Source organism: Iningainema tapete BLCC-T55, from assembly GCF_014698965.1.
GTDB lineage: Bacteria > Cyanobacteriota > Cyanobacteriia > Cyanobacteriales > Nostocaceae > Iningainema > Iningainema tapete.
The window spans coordinates 39,873-60,701 of record NZ_JACXAE010000049.1 but is presented as its reverse complement, the minus strand read 5'-3'; the positions used below and the strand labels follow the sequence as shown (position 1 = coordinate 60,701).

General features: G+C 42.1%; 21 protein-coding genes and 1 pseudogene. 6 read left to right on the top strand and 16 right to left on the bottom strand.

The window, feature by feature from the left end:
- Positions 1-95 precede the first annotated feature (95 nt).
- The gene (locus tag ICL16_RS13670) at positions 96-902 is read left to right on the top strand and encodes a hypothetical protein (RefSeq protein ID WP_238360766.1); all 807 of its coding nucleotides are present in this window, start codon (positions 96-98) and stop codon (positions 900-902) included.
- Positions 899-1,366 (top strand): PIN domain-containing protein, encoded by a 468-nt coding sequence (locus ICL16_RS13665; protein ID WP_190828458.1) that lies wholly within the window; start codon positions 899-901, stop codon positions 1,364-1,366. The genes ICL16_RS13670 and ICL16_RS13665 overlap by 4 nt, the downstream gene beginning before the upstream one ends.
- Positions 1,367-1,510: 144 nt before the next feature.
- Here ICL16_RS13665 and ICL16_RS47695 read toward each other — a convergent pair whose 3' ends face one another.
- The 3 genes from ICL16_RS47695 to ICL16_RS13650 form a co-directional block, all read right to left on the bottom strand.
- The gene (locus ICL16_RS47695) at positions 1,511-1,756 is read right to left on the bottom strand and encodes an MAE_28990/MAE_18760 family HEPN-like nuclease (RefSeq protein WP_420485276.1); all 246 of its coding nucleotides are present in this window, start codon (positions 1,754-1,756) and stop codon (positions 1,511-1,513) included.
- A gap of 46 nt (positions 1,757-1,802) precedes the next feature.
- Positions 1,803-2,654: a DUF262 domain-containing protein gene (locus ICL16_RS13655; RefSeq protein WP_190828451.1), complete on the bottom strand. Its 852-nt coding sequence runs from the start codon at positions 2,652-2,654 to the stop codon at positions 1,803-1,805.
- 227 nt (positions 2,655-2,881) lie between these two features.
- Positions 2,882-3,205: an FHA domain-containing protein gene (locus ICL16_RS13650; protein WP_190828449.1), complete on the bottom strand. Its 324-nt coding sequence runs from the start codon at positions 3,203-3,205 to the stop codon at positions 2,882-2,884.
- A 33-nt stretch (positions 3,206-3,238) separates the two neighbouring features.
- On the opposite strand from ICL16_RS13650, the gene ICL16_RS13645 reads away from it, so the two are divergent.
- The gene (locus ICL16_RS13645) at positions 3,239-3,451 is read left to right on the top strand and encodes a hypothetical protein (protein ID WP_190828447.1); all 213 of its coding nucleotides are present in this window, start codon (positions 3,239-3,241) and stop codon (positions 3,449-3,451) included.
- Between the two features lie 70 nt (positions 3,452-3,521).
- Here the strand turns inward: ICL16_RS13645 and ICL16_RS13640 are convergent, their stop codons facing one another.
- The 5 genes from ICL16_RS13640 to ICL16_RS13620 all read right to left on the bottom strand — a co-directional run bounded on the left by ICL16_RS13640 (position 3,522) and on the right by ICL16_RS13620 (position 10,623).
- Positions 3,522-3,782 carry a type II toxin-antitoxin system Phd/YefM family antitoxin gene (locus ICL16_RS13640; protein ID WP_190828444.1) on the bottom strand — a complete coding sequence of 87 codons (261 nt, stop codon included), beginning with the start codon at positions 3,780-3,782 and terminating at the stop codon, positions 3,522-3,524.
- A 57-nt stretch (positions 3,783-3,839) separates the two neighbouring features.
- Positions 3,840-5,021 carry a catalase family protein gene (locus tag ICL16_RS13635; protein WP_190828442.1) on the bottom strand — a complete coding sequence of 394 codons (1,182 nt, stop codon included), beginning with the start codon at positions 5,019-5,021 and terminating at the stop codon, positions 3,840-3,842.
- Positions 5,022-5,114: 93 nt separating this feature from the next.
- The gene (locus tag ICL16_RS13630; RefSeq protein ID WP_190828440.1) at positions 5,115-6,755 is read right to left on the bottom strand and encodes a peroxidase family protein; all 1,641 of its coding nucleotides are present in this window, start codon (positions 6,753-6,755) and stop codon (positions 5,115-5,117) included.
- A 74-nt stretch (positions 6,756-6,829) separates the two neighbouring features.
- Complete coding sequence (locus tag ICL16_RS13625) at positions 6,830-7,852, bottom strand: DUF2235 domain-containing protein (protein ID WP_190828438.1); 1,023 nt, start codon at positions 7,850-7,852, stop codon at positions 6,830-6,832.
- Positions 7,853-8,631: 779 nt separating this feature from the next.
- Positions 8,632-10,623, bottom strand: a complete 1,992-nt coding sequence (locus ICL16_RS13620; RefSeq protein ID WP_190828436.1) for an AAA family ATPase — start codon at positions 10,621-10,623, stop codon at positions 8,632-8,634.
- A gap of 58 nt (positions 10,624-10,681) precedes the next feature.
- Between ICL16_RS13620 and ICL16_RS13615 the strand changes: the two genes are divergently transcribed.
- Entirely contained in the window at positions 10,682-11,260 is a 579-nt protein-coding gene (locus ICL16_RS13615; RefSeq protein WP_190828616.1) for a Uma2 family endonuclease, read from the top strand.
- A 694-nt stretch (positions 11,261-11,954) separates the two neighbouring features.
- On the opposite strand, the gene ICL16_RS13610 is transcribed toward ICL16_RS13615, so the two are convergent.
- From ICL16_RS13610 to ICL16_RS13590, 5 genes and pseudogenes are all read right to left on the bottom strand, one after another.
- Positions 11,955-12,146: a hypothetical protein gene (locus tag ICL16_RS13610; RefSeq protein ID WP_190828435.1), complete on the bottom strand. Its 192-nt coding sequence runs from the start codon at positions 12,144-12,146 to the stop codon at positions 11,955-11,957.
- Positions 12,147-12,148: 2 nt separating this feature from the next.
- Positions 12,149-12,634 (bottom strand): PIN domain-containing protein, encoded by a 486-nt coding sequence (locus ICL16_RS13605; protein WP_190828433.1) that lies wholly within the window; start codon positions 12,632-12,634, stop codon positions 12,149-12,151.
- 87 nt (positions 12,635-12,721) lie between these two features.
- A pseudogene (locus tag ICL16_RS13600) lies at positions 12,722-12,835 on the bottom strand (IS1 family transposase); the annotation flags it as partial.
- A gap of 90 nt (positions 12,836-12,925) precedes the next feature.
- Positions 12,926-13,078, bottom strand: coding sequence for a hypothetical protein (locus ICL16_RS13595; RefSeq protein ID WP_190828431.1), 153 nt, complete (start codon positions 13,076-13,078; stop codon positions 12,926-12,928).
- A gap of 10 nt (positions 13,079-13,088) precedes the next feature.
- Complete coding sequence (locus ICL16_RS13590) at positions 13,089-14,870, bottom strand: bifunctional serine/threonine-protein kinase/formylglycine-generating enzyme family protein (protein ID WP_190828429.1); 1,782 nt, start codon at positions 14,868-14,870, stop codon at positions 13,089-13,091.
- Between the two features lie 58 nt (positions 14,871-14,928).
- On the opposite strand from ICL16_RS13590, the gene ICL16_RS13585 reads away from it, so the two are divergent.
- Both ICL16_RS13585 and ICL16_RS13580 read left to right on the top strand, forming a co-directional pair.
- A complete protein-coding gene (locus ICL16_RS13585; RefSeq protein WP_238360765.1) occupies positions 14,929-15,201 on the top strand; it encodes a type II toxin-antitoxin system Phd/YefM family antitoxin in 273 nt (90 codons plus the stop codon).
- Positions 15,198-15,464 carry a Txe/YoeB family addiction module toxin gene (locus ICL16_RS13580; RefSeq protein WP_337906999.1) on the top strand — a complete coding sequence of 89 codons (267 nt, stop codon included), beginning with the start codon at positions 15,198-15,200 and terminating at the stop codon, positions 15,462-15,464. Before ICL16_RS13585 ends, ICL16_RS13580 begins: the two co-directional genes overlap by 4 nt.
- On the opposite strand, the gene ICL16_RS13575 is transcribed toward ICL16_RS13580, so the two are convergent.
- From ICL16_RS13575 to ICL16_RS13565, 3 genes are all read right to left on the bottom strand, one after another.
- Positions 15,436-16,749: a hypothetical protein gene (locus tag ICL16_RS13575; RefSeq protein WP_190828421.1), complete on the bottom strand. Its 1,314-nt coding sequence runs from the start codon at positions 16,747-16,749 to the stop codon at positions 15,436-15,438. The genes ICL16_RS13580 and ICL16_RS13575 overlap by 29 nt on opposite strands.
- A gap of 109 nt (positions 16,750-16,858) precedes the next feature.
- The gene (locus tag ICL16_RS13570; protein WP_202895537.1) at positions 16,859-18,448 is read right to left on the bottom strand and encodes an AAA family ATPase; all 1,590 of its coding nucleotides are present in this window, start codon (positions 18,446-18,448) and stop codon (positions 16,859-16,861) included.
- A gap of 34 nt (positions 18,449-18,482) precedes the next feature.
- On the bottom strand, positions 18,483-20,672 hold the full coding sequence (locus tag ICL16_RS13565) for a LamG domain-containing protein (protein WP_190828417.1): 2,190 nt from the start codon (positions 20,670-20,672) through the stop codon (positions 18,483-18,485).
- Positions 20,673-20,829 lie beyond the last annotated feature (157 nt).

The window sequence follows — 20,829 nt, the reverse complement described above, 5'->3', positions numbered from 1 at the left end:
CTAAGCTCAGTTGTCATTGCTGTATTAAGCATATAGGGCTTGGTGCTTTGACGCTTCTGTCAAAGAAACAAAGTGAGAAGCAGGAAGTAAAAAATATGACTTCACTTTTACTAGATGCCATTGAGGTAGTAAAGTCAGTTAATGACGGTAGTTCAGATATAAATACCGGACTAGAAGAAACAATTAATAAACTAGAGGAAATATTTAACTCTAGCCATCCTCAAGCACCTCAAGGTTTTCATAAAAGACTTGAGGAGATAGTAAAGCAAAGTGAACAAGTAAAACTGGAGTTTCATCAAACACAAAATTTGCAACAACAATTTAAATCATGGAAATTATTTCGGGAGTTAGTGAATAATTTTATAACTCAATTTCACAATTTTTTACCCTCTAGTTTACTAAAAGATTTCGAGGAGTTTGAGTATGATATTAAATCGCTAGAAGCAGATATAGCAGTACGCATAGCTCTGCTGGAAATTCTGAAAATTATAGATATTGATTCAGGTGAAGAAATAAGCTTTAGTGGATTAAAAAATATTTATAAATTTCTGAGTAATTTGTTAGAAGTGACAGAAAGCTACACAGGTTATGTACCAGAAAATTTACTAAAAATTACTAAGATAATAGCAGAAAAATTTCTTTCTACTTTAGACAAACATCAATTAGAAGATGAAAACAAAAAAGAATACTTAATAAATAGTAAAGCAAAGGCAAAGGCTATTTTATGGGATATTAGTAATTATCAGAAAAAATTTAAAAAAAGGTTTAAGACAGTGGATGAGCTTTTTGAGTATTGGAATGAGAAATATGATGAAGAGGAAGTAGAGAAAAGTTTAGAAGCCTTAATGGAAGGAATTGACTCTGAAAGAAGAAGACAAGGTGGACGTACTCTCTTTTCATGAACAAAGAAATAATTTTACTGGACTCTGGACCACTTAGTTTAATAACCCATGCAAATAGTCAAAAGGAGGTAGTAATCAAATGTCAACAATGGTTTAGAATAATAATCAAAAAATACTTTGTTTATATTCCTGAAATAGCAGATTATGAAGTTCGGAGAGAATTAATTCACCAAAAGTTAAAAAAGGGGATAGAAAGATTAAACGAAATTGAAAATCTTGAGAACATACAGTACATACCAATAACAACAGAAATCATGCTTAAGGCAGCAGAACTTTGGGCATGGGCACGCAGCACTGGTCAACAAACAGCCTCAAAAGAAGCTCTTGATGGAGACGTAATTTTGGCAGCTACAGCAATAATTACATCTCAAAATCAAGGTAATAAAGTAATAATTGCAACTACAAATGTAGGACATTTACAAAGATACCATACCGATACAAGAAACTGGGAAGATAAATTCTAATTTACAAGTTTTTCTCTGCCTGCATATTTGATACTTTCTGTATGCACGCATCAGATGGGTGTATACAGAAACAACTTTGTCTAGGATTGGCTCAAAATTTTTCTTAGCGTGCAGTTGAATTAGCAAAATTCTCTGCTTGCTGAATTAGGATCTCCCTTTATACTTCTTCTGGTTAATGAATTCACTAATATTTTGCAATAAGTTTTCTAGGTACTGAATCGTATCATCTTTAATAGCAACTATTTCATTCATAACCTTTCCGCTAGCTGCCCAACGAAATGACACATTTCCGTGTGCTAAATCACATCTCATTTTTACTATGTGGTCTAGAATATATTTTACTCGCTTATTGTCTACTTCTATTCTCCCAAAAAAGCCGTATTGGTGGATAAGCTCATCAATCTTTTCTGCGTTAAGATTGCCTGATATTGGAAGCTTATCTTCCTGGAAACATATTGGTCATTCTTTCAAATTCCTTTTTCTTTTGAACCATTTCTGCTTCGGTTGCATTCAAATTTTTTAAATCTAAATATTTATCTAAAAACCTTTCTACACCAGTAAATTCCAAACTAATATCCTGAATATTAAATTCAGGATAAGTTTCTGAAAATGCAAAAAATCTCAAAACAAGCTCAGCTTCCTCTTGCCTTTTCTTAAAATGAAAACCTATAGGGCATAGTTTTCCAAACTTAGAATTTTTAGAACATTCAAAGACAAAATCATTAAAATTTCCTTTAAATATTCCCTTTCTCTTCTCCATTGGGAATAGTGGAAGGCTACTGGTATTGATACGGTCAAACATATCATTTCTAACCTCTTCATTAGCCTTCTCTGATAGAACAATCATTCTCATTGGAGTATTCTTGAACTTTCTCTGACGTGACGGAGGAAAGTCTTCAAATTTAAAACTATTCAAATATTCAAGATTAACAAGTCCTGTTAGCTGTAAATCATTTTGAAGAAACTGAGCTAATGTTCTGATTCTTTGAGATCCATCAACTATCTCTAAACGTCCTGTTTCTTGGATTTCTGCCACAAAAATGAGAGGTACAGGCAGCCCCAAAATGATTGATTCTATCAATCTTGATTGACGACGTTCATCCCATACAAATTCTCTTTGATACTCAGGTACATAAATTTCATTTTTATCTTCTTCTTCTTTTTTCAAATACTTGTCTACAATGTACTCTATTGTAAACTCGCGTGTATCATAGTCTACATTTTGCTTTTTATTTTCAATCTGTAGCTCTGCCCTTTTTATTCTTTCTTGCTTAGTAATAGGTTTCATATTCTCTTGCATACCAATAACAATTCAAACCTTAATAATAAAAAGTTAACTCGTAGAAGTATAAGTTTACTACTTAACTACGGGTTATATGAAATGTTTAGCACAGCACTGTCTGTTATTTTGCAACTAGTCTAGCTATAAAAAGCTGTTTTGTCATCGTATAAGATGACACTACAAACAAGATTGCCCCTTAAGCAAATCTACACCTATACCTTTTTAACAATCGGCTAAGCAGTCTGCAACCCAAAATCAGCTAATTTAACAAAGTGACTGGATAATATGATGCGCTTGTTAGCCCACTGAATCACAGTATGGTGACGCGAGATTGTAGCAGAAACGCTCAACTCATTGGTACTCAAGTCAATGTCAACGGTAATGTGAGGAGAATGGCTACGCCCAATTAGCGATCGCAACCGATTTAGAGAAAAAGAATCGTTCCCTAATGAACCGTTGAGAACAAGCAAATAGGTTGTCTCAGGTTTAAATTGAGCTATCCCAGGAATTTGATCGCAACCGAAGCACCCGCCATCATAAATCTGCTCCCAATTCACGAGTTGCTCTCTCGCAAGCCTGTTATTAGTGGATTGCCAAATCTGGAAAGCCGCTTGTCAATTGTCCAAGTTCACAACCTTGAACGTCCTTTGGAAGATGTGAATTTGGCACATTGGGCGGCAGTAACTGAAGGTTGGAATGGGGCGGATTTGGCATTGATGGCGCGATCGCACTGCTGTAGAAGCAATCCATCGCGATCGCGCTCAAGGTTTGACAGATCCTGTTGCAATCCGAATTACAAATGATGATTTCAACTATGCACATCAAGTTTTGAGCCAACAACGCCCCGCCTAATCAACTACGTTGTCAGACAGTTTAAGGTGTATGGCAAACAAAAAGCCCAAAATTAGCAAAATTAACCTCCTGCTCCCAACTGATATTAACTAAATCATCTGGATTTCCTTGAATGACATCAGGTTTAAAAGTCAAATTTTTCAGTTTATCTTTTTTTTCTATAGTCACAATTTTTAACACCTTTCCATTTTTGTTAATTTCTAATGGAATACCTGTTTCTAGTACCATCACCAGTAGACGATCAATATTATTACTCAATTCCGTTAGTGTAACCTTTTTCATTGCGTTTGTTGGTGCGATCGCTCAAGCGATCTGAGCGATCATTTTCTAGGTAAAAAGTCAAGCAGTTGGTTCGGTGTATTTGACTCTTCGTTGTTTGAGACGGTACTCAGCAACGATAGGATAAACAATGCTGCGTAACCGATTGATCGCACCGACAGGACGATGGACTGCCAAACCGTTCCAAACAGAAAAGCGAAGATTTTCCCCAAAGTCATCTTCTTGGGGAGATTGAACATTCTGATGCTTAACTGTTAGACGACCAACTGTAAACAAGGGTGATTCCTCTTCCTTCCAAACAATGGTAGCATCATCAATGGACATCTCTGGGCTAGTTTGAAATTGGATTTGAAAGTCCCAACAGTATTCAGCATTACTGTTTGCTAGAGATTGAATTATATCCTCTCGGTAGTAGTTGTCGTCTGAACTTGAGGCTTTGGCACGCTTAAGATCACTTTGGGATCTAACTTGGTAAGGTATCTGTTGATGAGGTGGTTGACTAGAAACAGGAGTAAATGCAAACTTTACCACAGCCGGATATTCTACAGGAACTATACCCGGTTTTGTTGGGTCAAAATCAGATTTTAGTCCCAAAGAAAACGCTGAACCACTCCAATAGCTTTCTGTAAGCAAACTCTTGGGAAACCGTTTGAAACCATTTTTTAGAAGTGCGAATTGTTTGGGATGCCGCAGTAGCCATAACAGTGGGTATAGTTTAAGAAATGAAGAAAGCCCCGATATATAAATCGCCACAAAAAAGCTGTAGTAGTATTTGATGGTTAGGACAAAAAAGTTGTTGGCATTGTGTACAATAATGTCCTGGGTTTTTAACTCGTGACTTTGAGCTAGTCTTTCTCCTTCCACCCCAATCACTTTTACGGACATAGAGCGTGTATCTGGTTTATAATCATTCTTAACTGAAAAGGCACCACTTGCAAATCGTAGCCACACAGGATATTGTTTCGGTTTCGCAAATAAACCTTGTTTGATAGAAATGTTAGAAAGTTGAGCTTCATTTAATGAGGTGCGTTTGCTCAATTCCTGCTTAATTGCTGCTTCATCAAAGTCAAAGATTTCTAGAGTTCCTTGAACAGCAGCGTGGGTTTTAGCGTGAGTATCTCTCTTCGCAGGTTCTGCCTTATCACCCCCGTAAAGATTTTCCATCCGCTTTTTGATTAAATCTCGAAAGAGATCGTAGTATTTGAGTTCGTCTTTTTCCGGATATTCTGTAAATAGTTTCATTGTTTTGTAGGATTAATTAATCAGTATGCAATCTTTGTAGAGACGCGAAATTTCGCGTCTCTACATTGTTTTTCGGAGATGTCTATTAGATAATCAAACTGGTTGCCAATCTTCGCGGTAAAAAGAAACTCTATAGTCTTTACCTTGAGGAATATTGCGATGTAGAACTTGAGAGAGAGTTTTGGTATTCATAATCTCTTCCCAACCTACTGGTGAAAAAGTTTCTGGATTGAAGACATTCTCTGCTAACAGAGGATTGGTCAAAGCTTGAGAAAAGGCATCAATTCCGATCAGTCTTCCGACTAAAGGAGGTAAGGCTGAATTTGGTCGTAGATCTTCTGCATACATTCCTACATACAACTCTATATTATCTACATGACCATATAATCGTTTCAGTTCTTTTTGAACGTTTTCATCGCTACTAATCTGATTGAAATTAGTTACTCGTGGATACTTACACATCTCACGATAATCATTGTAGCTTCGTAATTTTGCTGTGCGACCTAAATGAATACTTGCTACCTCGGTTTCAATGAGAAAGTCTGGCGTATTAAATAAACTCAGTTGCGCGGCAGGTTGGGAACAACTTTCCTCAAATATAGCTCCCAAACCCTTGTTAATAATCATGTCATTGTTCCACATCGATTCGCGCATATGCATTTGTTTCCCGTCATGAATGAGAGTGTCGGGCAGCATACTATGCCAACGATAGACTAAGGTAAATTCTACCGCCATCCAATTCATGCGATACCATTTTTCATCAACAAATGCAAGGGGATCTGTGAAGAATTGAAAGTGATAGGGAGTAATATGATTGATATAATCCTCTAGCACTATTTTCAACATCTCGACCATGACAACGTTTCTTGCCGTTTGGAAGAGGCGTTCATCATCCCAAGATGGATAATTCTTTGCCAAAAGGTCGCAGATGCGATTGTGTTCTCGTAAGCAAAGAACGTTAAGCATGACATAGCCTATTTGCACATTTACCCGTTCTAATTCTACCCCCATAGCAAATAATTTTTGTCTTTTTTCTGGGGGAATAGACTCGATTTTTGGGACATTCTCCTTTGTTAATTGAAGGGGCAGTCCTTTGAATTCTTCCTTGGGTTGTCCATTTTCATCAAAGTAAAAAGGAGGATATTCTTCCCCATTAATAAATTGGCTTTTTAGTTTGCCTCCTTGTTTAGATCGTAGTAAGTCAGTAATTGCGGAGTTCAATCCATACACATTACACATATCAATGTGGTGGTTGGAAGTATTCTTACGGGGATCGTTACGATCTGTGCGTAGAAAACTGTCGGTAAACCACTGGACAAAATACGGGAACATCAAGGTGGATTTTGGTGAGTATTTAGTCTCTCCAGTTTTCTTATACAAGACTTTCAGATCTTGAATAGGAGGAAGGTTTTTTTCAAACTGATCGGTAGGAGATAAATTAACTCCTATATAGTTTTTATCGGTTAAAGGTTCCCAATCAAGAGGTGGTAAATGAAGCCCGGAGTAGCCTCGATCTATTAATGATTCCCAAGAAGTGTAGGGAGACTTTGTACTAAACGGATAGGGACGAGTAGGAATTTTAGAGATGGCATTGTTAATGAGAGTTTTATTGACTCTTTTTTTGAGAGCATCGTTACTTTGAATAAATTCCCAAATTGGTTTAAACCCTGTTAAAGCCATTGTCTCAAGCTGGTTTTTGAACCCGTCTTTGGATGTGTCTCTTTTTGCTGCCATAATTTGGTGATTCTCCCTAATTTATAGATTTGATTGGTTTTGTCCAATTTTGACTTGAAGTTGCCTCTTCTTGTTTACTTTAAATTCAGCTTATCGGCAAGCCTTTCTAGATTCTTGGGGCGGTAGTCTTGTAGGTTTTGCCAACGCTTGATTGTACTTTCGTGAAGATCTTCAATGCGATCGCCCACCTCGCGCAGCTTGATTCCCGCCAATTTGAAAAACCCAGGATCGTTCTTAAAATCGCAGCTGTAATCAGGCTGGATACCCCCTGGAATGACACTGGGATCAAATTCCAGTTCTAGTCCGAGATTACAGATTGAATCGAGCATCCACTGTAAGGTGGCGTCTGATAATCCCCTGTATTCTTCCGTTCCACCACCGACGCAACCATGTTCGCCAGGAAACCAAGCTTCAATCACCCTCTGGTTCTCAGCATCAGGGTTTTTCCTCATCGGAGTTACAGCAAAAATTTCGCGGATTTCGTCGATCGCCACAGCATGTAACGCATTCTCTATACAGCTGTTTAAAGTGGTGTCGTGGAATTTGTACCTCTGATTGATCTGTTCGGAAAACTTCTTCAAGGCTGGTAAACCAGGAATACCAAGAGCGCCGACGGTGTCGAAACAAGCAAGCAGGGTGATTGGGACGCGATTGCCGTTTTTTTCACGGTAATCAAATGCTACTTGATCCTTTGGTTTAACGTCTCTGGCACGATAAAGCTCGTAAGCTTCAGGTGCTTTGGTAATATGTGAGCGATAAAGCAAACCTGAGCAATAGATCATCCCGGCTAGACTTCTGACTGTGTAAGCACCTCGACTAAAACCAAACAGATAGATTTCGTCACCTTTAACATAGTTGAGACTCAAAAAGCGGTAGCCATCTTGTATATTTCTATCGATTCCTAGTCCGGTGGCTCCGCCCACAAGCTTGGTAGCTTGACTATCTGTTCCAATTCCCTCGTCATAAAACACCATTTGTGGAGTTCCATCACTGGCGATCGGTTTCACCATCTGAGCAATCTTAATCACATTGCTTGGGCATGAACTAGCTAACTGTTGCCAAGTTCCATCACAACATACAACAAGACGTTTTTTCATGTTCTCTCTCAAAGCCTTGAATTAATGGAATAAATTTCTGTTCAAAAAAACTTATGCGAATTTAAGCTTCATCGAGCTTATGTTTGCTGTCAAATTTCAGCTTTGTTAGGTGCAAGACGTTTATTGTCATTAAACTTTTTCAGAGCTATTTCATTCTATACACGTTTGCCATGTACTCAAGTACATGGCTAATAGCTCAAGTCAGAAGACAGCTGACTAAACAGTTGCTTTTTAGTCAGCTGTCTTCTGACTTGAGATTTGAGCCTATAACTTAAGTTATAGGCGGATTGCCCAAGAATAAAATAGCCTTTTTGATCCGCTCTTTGGTCATCATCTTTTACCTCTAATAGCTTACAAGTCGTTTTTTTTTATTTTCTGTATTGACTTGAGACACAAATTAATCTTCTCTTTTTGCTAAAAACCTATATTGTTAAAAACCCATTGAATAACCATCTTATAAACTAAATATTTTTAAATCAACCCTTTTTGGATTTTCTTAATTTTCTGTATTGCTTTTCCTACTTTTCCTACTTTTCCTACTAATCATACTTTTGTACTTTTCCTACTAATCATACTTTTGAGTAAAAATAGTTTTTTCGATTGGATTTTATCTGCGACAGCAGCTTTTATATAGCAATCGTGTTTGATTTACAAACACGCTCTTAGGCTCAGATACCCGACTTCTTTAAGAAGTCGGAGATCTTGTTGTTTACGAATCTGAACGAATATCATTAATTCAGTTTGAAGTAGCCTGAAACATAAGCCAAACAAATAACTGATTATGACAGATTCTCTGTAACTAATATCACACCATTATTTCCCAAACCAATAATTAGCTGCTTTCCAGCCAAGATATTGAAATCGGGATAGTTTTCAAAAATCCAACGGTTCAGAGGGCGCTCAACCAAAGTTTCTAGTAAAGTTTTAATTCGCCGACCACCAAAAAGTAAATTATCTGCTGCCTGCATATAAACACTGAGAACTTCTAAAATAGAAGTATGAAATAGTAGTATAAGTCGGTATTTATCCCAAGCAGACTCAGCCAGTTGCTTGATAAACTTCTCGCCAATTTTCCAGACAAACTCCGGACGAAGTAAATCAAACACTACAATACTGTCACCCAGACGGTTGAGTAGTTCAGCACGACCAATACGACTAGTGAAATGCCAGTGGACTTCTGAGCGGAAATGTGCTTCGACTTGAGCATAAGTGAAGGAATTGACACCCTGCTGTTGCACCTCTGTCATAATACCATTACGGATGACAGCACCTGTTTGTGGATCTGTCAAGTCAGAAGCACCAATATTACTAGTAAAAATAATTACAGTTTGATTGAAATATGCTGTTTGCCCTTTACTATCAGTAAGGCGACCATCCTCTAAGATTTGGAGAAACTTATCCAGAACTTTAGGATGAGCTTTTTCAATTTCATCAAACAGCAATATACTATAAGGACGCTCCAAAACGCGATTTGTCAGTATTCCTCCTTCTTCATAACCGACAAAACCAGGAGGCGATCCCGCTAACTTCTCAGCCGCGTGTTCTTCTTTATACTCGCTCATATCAAAGCGGGCAAACGCCTGTTCATCTCCAAAAATCAAGCGGGTGAGTGATTTTGCTAACTCAGTTTTACCAACACCAGTAGGACCAACGAAAAAGAAAATTCCTTTTGGCTTACTGTTACGACCGCTGACATGATTCAGGCTAATACCCACTTTAGCACTAGTTAGTAGAGTAGTTACAGCTTCCACGGCACGAGGTTGACCGATGACAGATTGGGATAGTTCCTCCTGAGCATAAGCAATTTTATCTGCACTGATCTTCTCAAAAGGTTCATCTCGTTGCCCAAATTTATAAAAGTCTATCAAACGCAACACTGTTTTCGGACTTAGGGGAATGCGTTCTCGCCAAGAGGTATGCCGGATTGCTTCTAAATCCATCGTTTGAAAGCCTTCAGTTAAAGCAGCAAATTCCTCAGCAGCAACTTCGAGATCTGAGGGTTGTTGCAGACTAGGACGTTGAGCATTAATCTGGTTTCCCCCATAAAATCCTTGTTGACCAAAGCGTAGAATAAACTGAAGACGTTCTTCTTTATTAGGACGGGAAACCTGAACTAGGGCTACGAAGGGATTATTGGTGTAAAACCAGGCAGGCACTCGCCGGAGATCGCTTGCCAAGAGAATGAGGGTGTTACGATAGCCCGTGAGATGTCCTTCACGAATTACCGCTCCTTCCAAGGTACATTTTTTTAGTAACATCAGTAGATGACGTTCATCCAGCAGATAGCGTTCTGGATCGGCAGTGAGCATATCTCCCAAATCAACGATCGCCACCACTGAGGTTGTAGTCGTGGAAATCACAGCCCGCAGATGACTAAATGCCATCTCTGGTGATAGGTAATTGCTGGTAATCCGTTGCACCACTGCGCCTGGATTGGCACGGGATGGGGGCTGCATGGGATCGGCTGCTGGTGTTGCTGGTGTAGAGGATTGTCCGAGGCTTACTTGCTGCTGCGAAGAACGCTGCCGTGCCAGTTCATCAAATAATTGCCGCATTTCTGACTGGGCAAAGGTAAAACCATCCACCGGATCGTAACGAACAATCAAGTCAAATCCCTGTTTGAGGAAATAGGCATTGAGGAATTCTCCCATACCTTGATAAGTTCCCTGCCAGAGAAATTGATCGTGAATGTTGCTATACAAAATCAGGTGCTGACGTCGATACAGGTGCTTTTCAAACTCTTGAATCCAACGGGCAGAGATCGAGAACATGGCAAACACTCACAACTTTTTTATAATGAAAAGAACTGAACGCACTTTCGCAACGGCTATGCTGTCACCCGATCTCAAAATTGCGTTACCCACTACTGATGAACTACCCTGTTCAGATGATACGCCCGTGGATAATGAAGATCAGAATTTTTTACCCAACGTTTTACTGTTTTTACTTTCCTCGATTTGGGCAAATCGAATGGATTGGTTCTTCGGTGTAGATATGGCAGTATATCATACTACGGGAGTGAATCCTAGAGTACCCGTTGTACCTGATGGCTTTCTTTCGGTGGGTGTAGAACGCAAAAAGGGCGGAAAATCTCGTAGAAGTTACGCTGTTTGGGAAGAAAACGATGTCGTACCGATTTTGACATTGGAAATTGTGTCTCATACCCCAGGAGGTGAATACGACGAAAAGTTAGCTATCTACAATAAACTGGGTGTGCTGTACTACGTGATTTACAACCCAGAGTATTGGCGACGCGACGAACATCAACCGTTTGAAGTGTATAAGTTGGTGAATGGGAATTATCAATTGCAAATTGGCGAACCCTACTGGATGCCAGAAATAGGTTTAGGGATTGGAAGATACCAGGGTGTGATTGGTGGAATTCCACAAGAGTTACGGCGTTGCTGAATCAAGGTATGAATTTTAAAATTCGCGTTGATGTAGAGACGTAGCTACGTCTCTACAGGATTCTTTCGGAAATTGACAACGTGCTACAACCATAATTCATCTTACAATTCAGCAATGCCGAGTTACTATCTTGGATAAAACATTTCGAGTAAATGAAAATTGAACTACAATGTGTTGTCGCGCCCATAAACAAATTAATAGAAGGTGATATCAAGTGGCTCGGAAAAAGACTTCATCTTTAGATAAATATAAGCAGAAGCTGCTAGCTGACTTTATCTCCTGAAAATCAAGATTTGGGCATTGTTAAACGGCCACGAAAACCCAACGTTAAGTTAATGAGTATGAAGACAGACCCTATCTAGTGGCTAAAGCGGTGAATCTTCTATCTGTTCTGGAATCTGTGCCTTTCCAAGAAATAGTCAATGAGATTAATACAAATGTACGTGCTAGGTAAGTCGAGTTGATGTGGCGAGCGCATGAGTTAACAAGATTTTCTAGAGATAACCAAATTAAAAGTTAATATATAGCGATCCTAAATGATTTTTAAACAGTACTGTTCCTCGTTCCCTGTTAAGAGTTCCCTGCCCTCACGAGGTGTTTGTAATTCAAATAAGATCGCTCCAGATTAAATATTTATATCAATTCGCACTTGGTGCAAGGTACACAATGTTGTATTATACTTTGACCTAAATAATTATGGGCTATTTGCTGCGCCCATTTGCGTGGGGATTTGCGATCGCCGGATCGGAAGTTTGACGAGTCTATCTTTATGAGCAAGTTCTTTTTGTTTTAAGTCGTTAAAAATCGCTCTCAAGTCGCATTGAAAAGACATAGCATATTCTTCTCTGTATTTATAAATTTCTTCCAGAACTTCATTTTTGTACATAACTAAATCTCCATGTTATATCCCATCAGCTCGTAGGGAGTGCAAATGATTGGTAACACGTATCCAAGTGCGGAACTAATCTGAGATAGCTTGCGTTGAATTTGAGCATTTGCCATATGTTTGCAGTTCCATGTTAGCAGATAGTCCAAACCATAGACGGTTGCTAGTGCCATGTGTAAAGCGTCATTTGCGGCTTTTGGGGGTAAATTGCTTTGGCTAAGAAATGCCTGAGAAAGTTCGAGTGCTTCCTCTGTAAGTTCGAGAAGCATTAATGCTCTTAATAACTCCAATCGTTGAGTTGCGATCGCTCTATCTCCCTTAGCTGCCTCATCCTCAACAACTTCTGAAGCATAAAGGACAAATGAGCTACTGTAATTTTGCCACCAATCTTGTGTAATATTGATATTAGCAGCAAGTATCAAGTTGTTAGTTGATCTAGCGGTCAAATGCCCAAAAATACTGGTTTCAATATAGACTGTTTCAGTCACAAAAATTCTACAATCTATTCAATCCTGATTTTACCACATTAAATTTCGACTTCGAGATTTTGGGTTTTATGGTTGACTAAAACTTCCTCACTTAAAATAATGGAGTAATAAACAAACTGAGTGTTTAAGCATATCTAGTGATTTGGAATAATATGATGTTTTTCGATGTAAACGTGGGAGGTAATGGCATAAGCGTGTATTTTATCCTTCTAAAACTTACCTCCGATTATTACACATATATACTAAAGTAAATCACATTTAATTTGCAGATTTATTTCCCGAATCATGAAGTTATGTAGAGTTGGTGCTCGATTGCAGCATTTCGGCATCATGACGACGAATTTCACTGAGTCCAGCAAATAGAGAAACTATGGTTAAACCGCTTACTAACCCAAAAATCGTTAAGTTACGTCTAAACTCTTTTTGCTTATCTTGCTTATCCATCAGGATTTCATCACAAAGATGCAAGCACACGAAACCCGATGCTAGGGTAGCGGAAACTGGCATCAAAGCAAAAACGGTAGGCACAGCGACAATCATCTGCTAAGCTGTACCAGGAGCCACCCCGTGCTACGTGCTTTGTCGGATGCCCGTCTTCATTCCAAGCACTGCCATCTGTGGGTGCGCCGTTGTAACTCTCATGCCAGGAATCTTCACACCACTCCCAAACTAAGCCGTGTATATCGTGCAACCCCCAAGCGTTTGGCTTCTTTTGTCCTACAGGTTGAGTTTTGTTGTGGGCGTTCCAAGTGTACCAGGCATAGCTTGGCAAAAGCTGTTTACTGTTACCGAAAGTGTATAGGGTTTGGGTTCCAGCGCGACAAGCATATTCCCACTCCGCTTCGGTAGGTAGGCGATAAAGTTTGCCTGTGAGTTGGGAAAGGCGTAAGCAAAACTCAACTGCATCCCACCAAGAAACATTTTCCACTGGACGCAACAAACCACTAAATTGGGAAGGATTAGTTTGCATCACAACTTGCCATTGCTCTTGAGTAATCGGTGTCTTACTCATACAAAAGGCAGGTACACTAACTCGATGCAGGGGCATTTCCGGGCGCAACCACTTGGACACTTCCCAACGTTTAAACCAGGTTTCTAGCCGTAAAACCCGCTCAATGTCTTCTGTAGAGGTTCCCATGAAAAAATTTCCCGCATTAATGGCAATCATATCCAACATTGCCCCACCAGGAAGCCGTTCTTGGTAGTTAGAGAGTCGGTTAGGCAAGGCGATCGCTTTACTCTTCTCTCCCCCCCACTCCCCCACTCCCCCACTCCCCTGCTCCCCTGCTCCCCTGCTCCCCTGCTCTTGAATCTGAACACCAGAAGTTGGAATCGACACGTATCCCTGCCCTTGTGCTTCTTTTGGGAGAACTTTGCGAAAGCTGGGCGAAAGAGGCAATAGCACCGTTACTCTGCCTAAATCTGTGGTAGGATCGAGTGCGGCAAGAACCTGGGCTGCTGTCCAACGCTTGGTATAGTCTTTTACTAAGCAACCCTGGACAATTGCGGCAAAGGGAGCAGGCAGTTCTGAAGGGATTGGGACTTCAATCGTCACTCGCTGCATTATTTCTTGCATGGAGTTGCCAGCAAAGGGATGTTTACCCGTCAGCGCTTCAATTATTATCACCCCCAGCGACCACAAATCCCATGCCAGACTAATCTTACCCATGTATGATTCTGGGGGTGCATAAGCGATCGCTCCTACTTGGTGACTGGGGACAGTATCGCTGCCCTCCAAGTGCCGGGACATGCCAAAATCTGTTAGCTTCCATTGTCCCCCTACTAGCATGATATTGGCAGGTTTCACGTCTCGATGCACAATGCCGCGATCGTGCAAATAATGCAGCGCACCTGCCAAATTATTGACAAGAGCTTTGACTTGTGCTAAAGGTAAACTAGCATGTTGCAACCGCGCACTAAGAGACTCTTGAGCCAGTTCCATGACTAAACCGAGATACTCAATTCCTTTGAGCCATCCCTGTTCGGGACTGAAACTCTCTAGCAAGCCAGGATGTTTGAGAGAGATAGCAGTTTGCAACTCCCGAATCTGACGTTCTTGCTCTGGGCTTTCATTTGCGAAAATTTTGATGGCAACTTCCCTCATCACGCGATCGGCAACTACATCGTCGGCGAGAAATACAGCACCAAACGATCCCGCACCTAACAACTTCTTCAGGCGATACTTGGGTGTAAACCACTCATCTTCAAACATTCGCCAGAATTGATTCGGGTTCATTTGTCTTCCTCTGCGATTCACTACTTGCCATTATGTACGTAATTGCGTACCATGAAGAATGGTAGTTTCATTAATTGTGCTAATGAACGTCATCTCAGCCACACAAGCCAGAGCAAACCTCTATAACCTCATTGACGAAGCGGCAACCGCTCATGAACCGATTCTGATTACTGGAAAGCGGAACAAAGCGGTACTTGTGTCAGAGGAAGACTGGAACGCAATTCAAGAAACGCTCTTTCTTGTCTCAATTCCTGGAATGCGTGAGTCGATACTTGAAGGGGGGCAAGAACCAGTTGCAGAATGCACACCGCTTGAGGATATAGATTGGTGAGTACCTGGCAGATTGTACTTACAAAACAAGCAGAAAAAGACGCGAAGAAACTTGCCTCGGCAGGGTTAAAAGAAAAAGCACTTTCTCTTCTGTGCGTGCTTAAGGAAAATCCGTTTCAAACTCCTCCCCCTTACGAAAAGCTTATTGGTGATTTACAAGGCTACTACTCCCGGAGAATTAATATTCAACATCGACTCGTGTACCAAGTTATTGAAGCAGAAAATATGGTGAAAGTTATTCGGATGTGGACACATTACGAGTAACAAAGGCTCGATGTTTTTGATAGCGTTGACTGCTAGGCAACTGCTCTGCTTGACGAAGGACGCGATTGGGATCTTTCCCTTGCCATAGTACTTCGCCCATCCTGACACCAAATTTGTCTTCTAGGGCAGTGTGCATTTCAGTAAGTACTTGTTCGGCTTCGTCACAGATGGCAGCAGTGTTGCCATCAACCGTTATAACGCTGTGCTTGACATAGCCGTCTACGTCATAAAACACCTGTCCCGCTATCGGGACGCTGACACTAATTCCTTTGCCAGTATGGGTGGAGGCTCCCAGAATCATAGCACTGGCTGGATGGTCTGGATGCTCTGGTTGATGAAAAGTAATATTGAAACCCATTTCTTGCAACGTTTGAGCAATGCTGTCAGCAATATAATCCCGTCGCTCTGCCTGCATCTGGGCTGCGTTGGCAGTTTCGATTATTGTTTGAGAGCGCTGATGACTCTGGCTGAAGCTGGAAATAACTTGTAAGTGGAGATCGCTTGCAATCCCCAGTTGTGCTGCATTCATCTGATTCTCTAATTCTATCACAGCTGAACTTTGCCAGCGCATCACTACCGGGTCAGCCTTCAAACCTGCTATGATCACTTGGAGTTCTGCCAGTTGCTGATGTACCTGTGTTTTTTGCTGCTGGACATCTGTCTGCCTTTGCGTAATTTGACGGACGTGCTTTTGTACCAGCGCCGTTGCTTCTGCCAAAGGTTTGCGCACCGCCACCGCATCGCCCAGCGCAATTACATCTTGCAGTTTTTGGAGGACACACCGTACCTGTTGCTGTCCCGCAGCATCGTACTTCAAGACTTCTGCTTCTGGAAGACGCGCCACTCGCTGTTGGAGTTCTTCTAATTCAAACTGTTGGCGCTCGATGTCTTTTCGTCTTTTCTTTTCTGCCTCATCTCGTCGCTTGCGCAAGCTTGCTTGTTGCATCGCCTGTTCAATGCGCATCAGTTCTTCTGAGATAACTAGCAGTTGTTTTTCTGACTCGGCTTTTGCGATCGCTTCTAGTTGATTCTGACAACGATATTGCAAAGCCACTGCTTCTTGAATATATAAATTTCCCCACTGCCATTGCAAATCTGACAATAGTACATTTACCCGTGCATGGGCTTGGTAACGAGACATGTCTAGTTGCCGTTGTCGCTCCTGCTCCTCGGCTTCCTGCCGCCGGATTGCTTCTGCTTGTTGTCGTCGCTGGCGCTCGGCTTCCAGAATTTTTTGCTTCCACTCAGCAATTTCTGCCTCTGAAAATTTGGGACTACCACTCATAATTCAAAATTCAGAAAATTGTTTGGCTTCTACGTTCGTAGTAAGCGCTTAAGCGCTCAAGGCTTTAGTTATAAGGGCTTTAGCCCTTACTACAAACTTTTCTGCCTACCTATTTATCCCAACTGTAACGTCGTTCTAGCAGAGATTGATAGGCAGATTCAAAATCTGTAGCAATGATGCTCGGAGCAATTGGGTTGGTGAACCCAAGTACACGATAGCGTCGAATAGCTTGCAGGGTAGCCTGATTGCTCAGAAGCGCAAGTTCGGCACCGTTCCAACCTTCTGTACGCACAGCCCAGGCTACCAGGTTAACATCTTGTGCCAAAGGGCGATCGCGATTGTGTACTTGCAAAATTTCCAATCTACTGGTAAAATTGGGCAAATCTACTTTTAGTTGTAAATCCAGACGACCAGCTCTTAACAGCGCGGGGTCAAGCATATCCGGTCGATTGGTTGCGGCAATAATCAAAACGTTGTCACATGATTCAATCCCATCCATTTCTGTCAGAAGTTGACCAACGACACGAGCGCTAACACCATCACCTTCATAACCTCCTCTTACAGGAACAAGAGTATCAATTTCATCAATAAAAATGACACAAGGCGCTGCAAGTCTAGCTCTAGTAAACAAATCTCGCACAGCTTGCTCTGATACACCCACCCAACGGCTGTGCAATTCTGCTCCATTGACAGCAATAAAGTTTGCCCTAGCTTGAGCGGCTACAGCTTTTGCCAGTAAAGTTTTGCCAGTTCCTGGTGGTCCCCAAAGTAGAATACCCCGTGGAGATATAGCTCTCATTTGACGGTAGAGTTCGGGATAAAGTAATGCACCCTCTACTGATTCCTGTAGAATATACTTAATGGTTTCTAACCCACCAATTTGATCCCAGGTAATAGATGGGGTTTCAATCGCCACTGGACGCAGGACTGAGGGCGAGACATCCTTTAATGCTTGTAAAAAATCTTGCTGAATGATACTGAGATCCTTGGGTATTGGTGAATCCAGAGAGGGAGTGGAGCGGTGCAAAGCGTTATAAGCGGCTTTTTGACACAGCGCCCGCAAGTCAGCACCAACAAATCCGACGGCTAAATCGGCGATCGCGCTCAGATCGACAGTTACATCCAAAGGCATGGAGCGAGTTTGAATCTGGAGAATTTCTAACCTACCATTGCGATCAGGAACACGAAAATGTACTTCGCGGTCAAACCTACCTGGACGACGCAGGGCAGGATCTATGTGTTCGGGACAGTTAGTAGCGGCTAAGACAATTACCCCATTGAGTTGAGCAAAGCCATCCATTAAACTCAATAGTTGAGCAACGACGCGCTTTTCAACTTCACCTTCCACGCTGGTGCGATTGGGTGCAAGACTGTCAATCTCGTCAATAAAAATCAGGCAAGGAGCTGAGTCCACAGCTTTCTGGAAAATCTGCCGCAAACGCGCCTCTGCTTCACCATAGTACTTTCCCACGACTTCAGGACCAGCAATGGCGATGTAATTCACACCCAATTCTTCTGCTAAAACGCGAGCGGTTAGGGTTTTACCAGTTCCAGGGGGACCAATTAGCAAGATTCCCCGCGTAGGTTCTAGTCCCAGTTTTTCTAGCAAATCAGGACGTTTGAGCGGTAGAGCCACTAAATCTTGCAGTTGGTGCAGCACGTCACCCAAACCCCCAACTGCTGTCAATGACAGTTGCATGGTTGGTGGCTTGTGAGTGTTATTAGTATTGCCCCTAGACAATTTGTCTAGCTCCCTGCTGTTGCCTATATAGAGCAAGTTGTTGAGGTGTCAAACCTCCTGCCATTTGTTGGGCAGCTTGTAGTTGAGCGAGTTGTTGCGGTGTCACACCCTGCTGTAATTGTTGAGTTCCCCCCGGAAGCCTTCCTGCTGCTTGCAGTTGAGCAAGTTGTTGCTGCTGCGCTAGCTGTTGCAGTTGCGCGAGTTGTTGCTGCTGCGCTAGCTGTTGTAGTTGCGCGAGTTGTTGCTGCTGTGCGAATTGTTGCTGCTGTGCGAATTGTTGAGGTGATAACATGGGTAAGCCAGCAGATTGATTGATTGCTCCAAGTTGATTGAGCATTTGACTAAGCTGAGCGATTAACGCACTTAACTGATTAACTAGTCCAGCGAGTTGGGCAACAACTTCGACTGATAGGGCAGCTGCCGCTTGCGGATTTGCCGCAGATTGCCCTGGTAATAATCCGCCCGCCAATCCTGTTGCTTGACCTAGTAATGCATTGACTAATGCGGCATTTCCTCCTGCACCTGCTAACCCACCAACTAGTCCGGTGGCTTGTCCGAGTACTTCACCGGGGAGTCCAGCGGCACCTGCCACCTGCCCTGCTAAACCACCAACTAATCCGGTGGCTTGTCCGAGTACTTCACCAGGTAGTGCACCTGTGGCTTGACCTGCTAAACCACCAACTAATCCGGTAGCTTGTCCGAGTACTTCACCAGGGAGTCCGGCTGCACCTGCTACCTGACCGACAACACCAGTGGCTTGATTGACAACACCTGATACTGGCTCTAGTAATCCGCCTAGTAACCCACCACCAAGACCGCCTTGCGCTTGTGGGTTTTGCGCAGCTTTTTGGTTGCCGCTAGTGGGACGCTGATTGCCGCCTAAGGGCAAAAGTTGGGACGTGAGGTTGTTAAGCATTGGTTTAGTGGTTTGGAGTTGCAGGTAGTCGATGACGTGTGCGCTATCAGCACTATTTGATACTGTAATTGAGAGCGTGTGAGGTCCTGTGAAAACGACTCCTAGTGGGATTTGAGTTTGCTTTAGCTTGACCTGATCTGCACCAGGTGTCTTAGCAATGAGTTGCCCATCCAAATATATGTAGTCTTCACCTGAACCGTAGCGATCGTAACAAAGAACTAGTTGACCTTCAGTATAATCTTCTGTGAGGATAAAGTAAATGTTAAGTTGGCTAGTTGAATTGGGAATTTTACTAGCACTAGGAGGAACCAAGCAAGAGGGGAAGATTGGACAATTAACCGGGTCAGGGTCTGTGCCAATAGTATAATTATATACTTGTGTCCAGGCACCAGTAGGAGCGGCTATTCCGGTTTGACCTGGTTTACCAATTTGCCAGAGAACGGATTGGGGAGGAGACATAGAAGTCGCCCTATCGGGTTGTGGAGCGAGAGGTGTTTCGACTGGTGGAGTAAGAGTTTCTATTGTTGGCTTTACCTGTTGGGCATTGGCAGACTGACTCGGAGCGTCGGCGATCGCTTCTGCCTGAACTTGGATCGATCGCTCGGTTGAAAGTGCTTGAATCTCCTGGGTACTTAATACTTTGTCCCAAACATGAACTTCAGCAATCTTACCGCAGAAAAAGCATGGGCTTGCCCCTTTCTGCTCTGTAGCACCTGCGCCGACATGCATGGGATTGCGATCGTTAGGCTGGTATTGTACGTCCATTTGTCTTCCTACTTCCTGCCCATCGACGTAGAATGTCATTGTCTGAGATTGTCGGTCATAGGTTCCTGCCAAATGTGTCCACACAGCAGGTATTACCTTTGGCCCAGTTAGTACTTTCCATAATGTACGTGGCTCCCCATTCCCCAACCAGAACTGCCATTGTCGTGAAGGAGTGATGCAAAAAAGGTAGCCCTTGCGTCCTTCTAAGGGAGAGCCTCCGACTGAGGAGACTATAGACTGGTAGCCCGTGCCTCCCTCAACCATTACCCACATCTCTACGGTAAAACTGGAAGGATTTAGCTCGGGAGCGTAGGGCATATCCAGTTTGTCACTGACTCCATTAAAGGTGGAAGTGTTTGTCCAATCATGTTGAGATTCCTGCATGGTTTTTTGGGAAAGTGCAGCCTGCTGTGCCATACGGTCAATGGGAGGGTTGCCGCGTTGCAGGGTGCTAATAGAAATCCCTGCAACTCCAACCCTGAGCTTGTCGATTGTCAGCATTTGCTTGGTGCTACTTAACTTCCAAAGCTATTGTGGCAATTATAAACTTTGCAAGTATCAAATTATGCGTATAATTTTCAATAATTCATAAATTTATCATCTATTTTTGTTTTTATCTGTTATGGCATTAATTGAGTTATGAACCGCCAAGACGCCA

Excerpts from the sequence above, each read along its gene's own strand:
- ICL16_RS13640 (WP_190828444.1), bottom strand. The coding sequence starts at position 3,782 with ATGAAAAAGGTTACACTAACGGAATTGAGTAATAATATTGATCGTCTA.
- ICL16_RS13630 (WP_190828440.1), bottom strand. The coding sequence starts at position 6,755 with ATGGCAGCAAAAAGAGACACATCCAAAGACGGGTTCAAAAACCAGCTT.
- ICL16_RS13670 (WP_238360766.1), top strand. The coding sequence starts at position 96 with ATGACTTCACTTTTACTAGATGCCATTGAGGTAGTAAAGTCAGTTAAT.
- ICL16_RS13665 (WP_190828458.1), top strand. The coding sequence starts at position 899 with ATGAACAAAGAAATAATTTTACTGGACTCTGGACCACTTAGTTTAATA.
- ICL16_RS13595 (WP_190828431.1), bottom strand. The coding sequence starts at position 13,078 with ATGGATAAGCAAGATAAGCAAAAAGAGTTTAGACGTAACTTAACGATT.
- ICL16_RS13615 (WP_190828616.1), top strand. The coding sequence starts at position 10,682 with ATGCTGTCACCCGATCTCAAAATTGCGTTACCCACTACTGATGAACTA.
- ICL16_RS13655 (WP_190828451.1), bottom strand. The coding sequence starts at position 2,654 with ATGAAACCTATTACTAAGCAAGAAAGAATAAAAAGGGCAGAGCTACAG.
- ICL16_RS13585 (WP_238360765.1), top strand. The coding sequence starts at position 14,929 with ATGGTAGTTTCATTAATTGTGCTAATGAACGTCATCTCAGCCACACAA.
- ICL16_RS13570 (WP_202895537.1), bottom strand. The coding sequence starts at position 18,448 with ATGCAACTGTCATTGACAGCAGTTGGGGGTTTGGGTGACGTGCTGCAC.
- ICL16_RS13625 (WP_190828438.1), bottom strand. The coding sequence starts at position 7,852 with ATGAAAAAACGTCTTGTTGTATGTTGTGATGGAACTTGGCAACAGTTA.
- ICL16_RS13620 (WP_190828436.1), bottom strand. The coding sequence starts at position 10,623 with ATGTTCTCGATCTCTGCCCGTTGGATTCAAGAGTTTGAAAAGCACCTG.
- ICL16_RS13610 (WP_190828435.1), bottom strand. The coding sequence starts at position 12,146 with ATGTACAAAAATGAAGTTCTGGAAGAAATTTATAAATACAGAGAAGAA.
- ICL16_RS13635 (WP_190828442.1), bottom strand. The coding sequence starts at position 5,021 with ATGAAACTATTTACAGAATATCCGGAAAAAGACGAACTCAAATACTAC.
- ICL16_RS13575 (WP_190828421.1), bottom strand. The coding sequence starts at position 16,749 with ATGAGTGGTAGTCCCAAATTTTCAGAGGCAGAAATTGCTGAGTGGAAG.
- ICL16_RS13590 (WP_190828429.1), bottom strand. The coding sequence starts at position 14,870 with ATGAACCCGAATCAATTCTGGCGAATGTTTGAAGATGAGTGGTTTACA.
- ICL16_RS13565 (WP_190828417.1), bottom strand. The coding sequence starts at position 20,672 with ATGCTGACAATCGACAAGCTCAGGGTTGGAGTTGCAGGGATTTCTATT.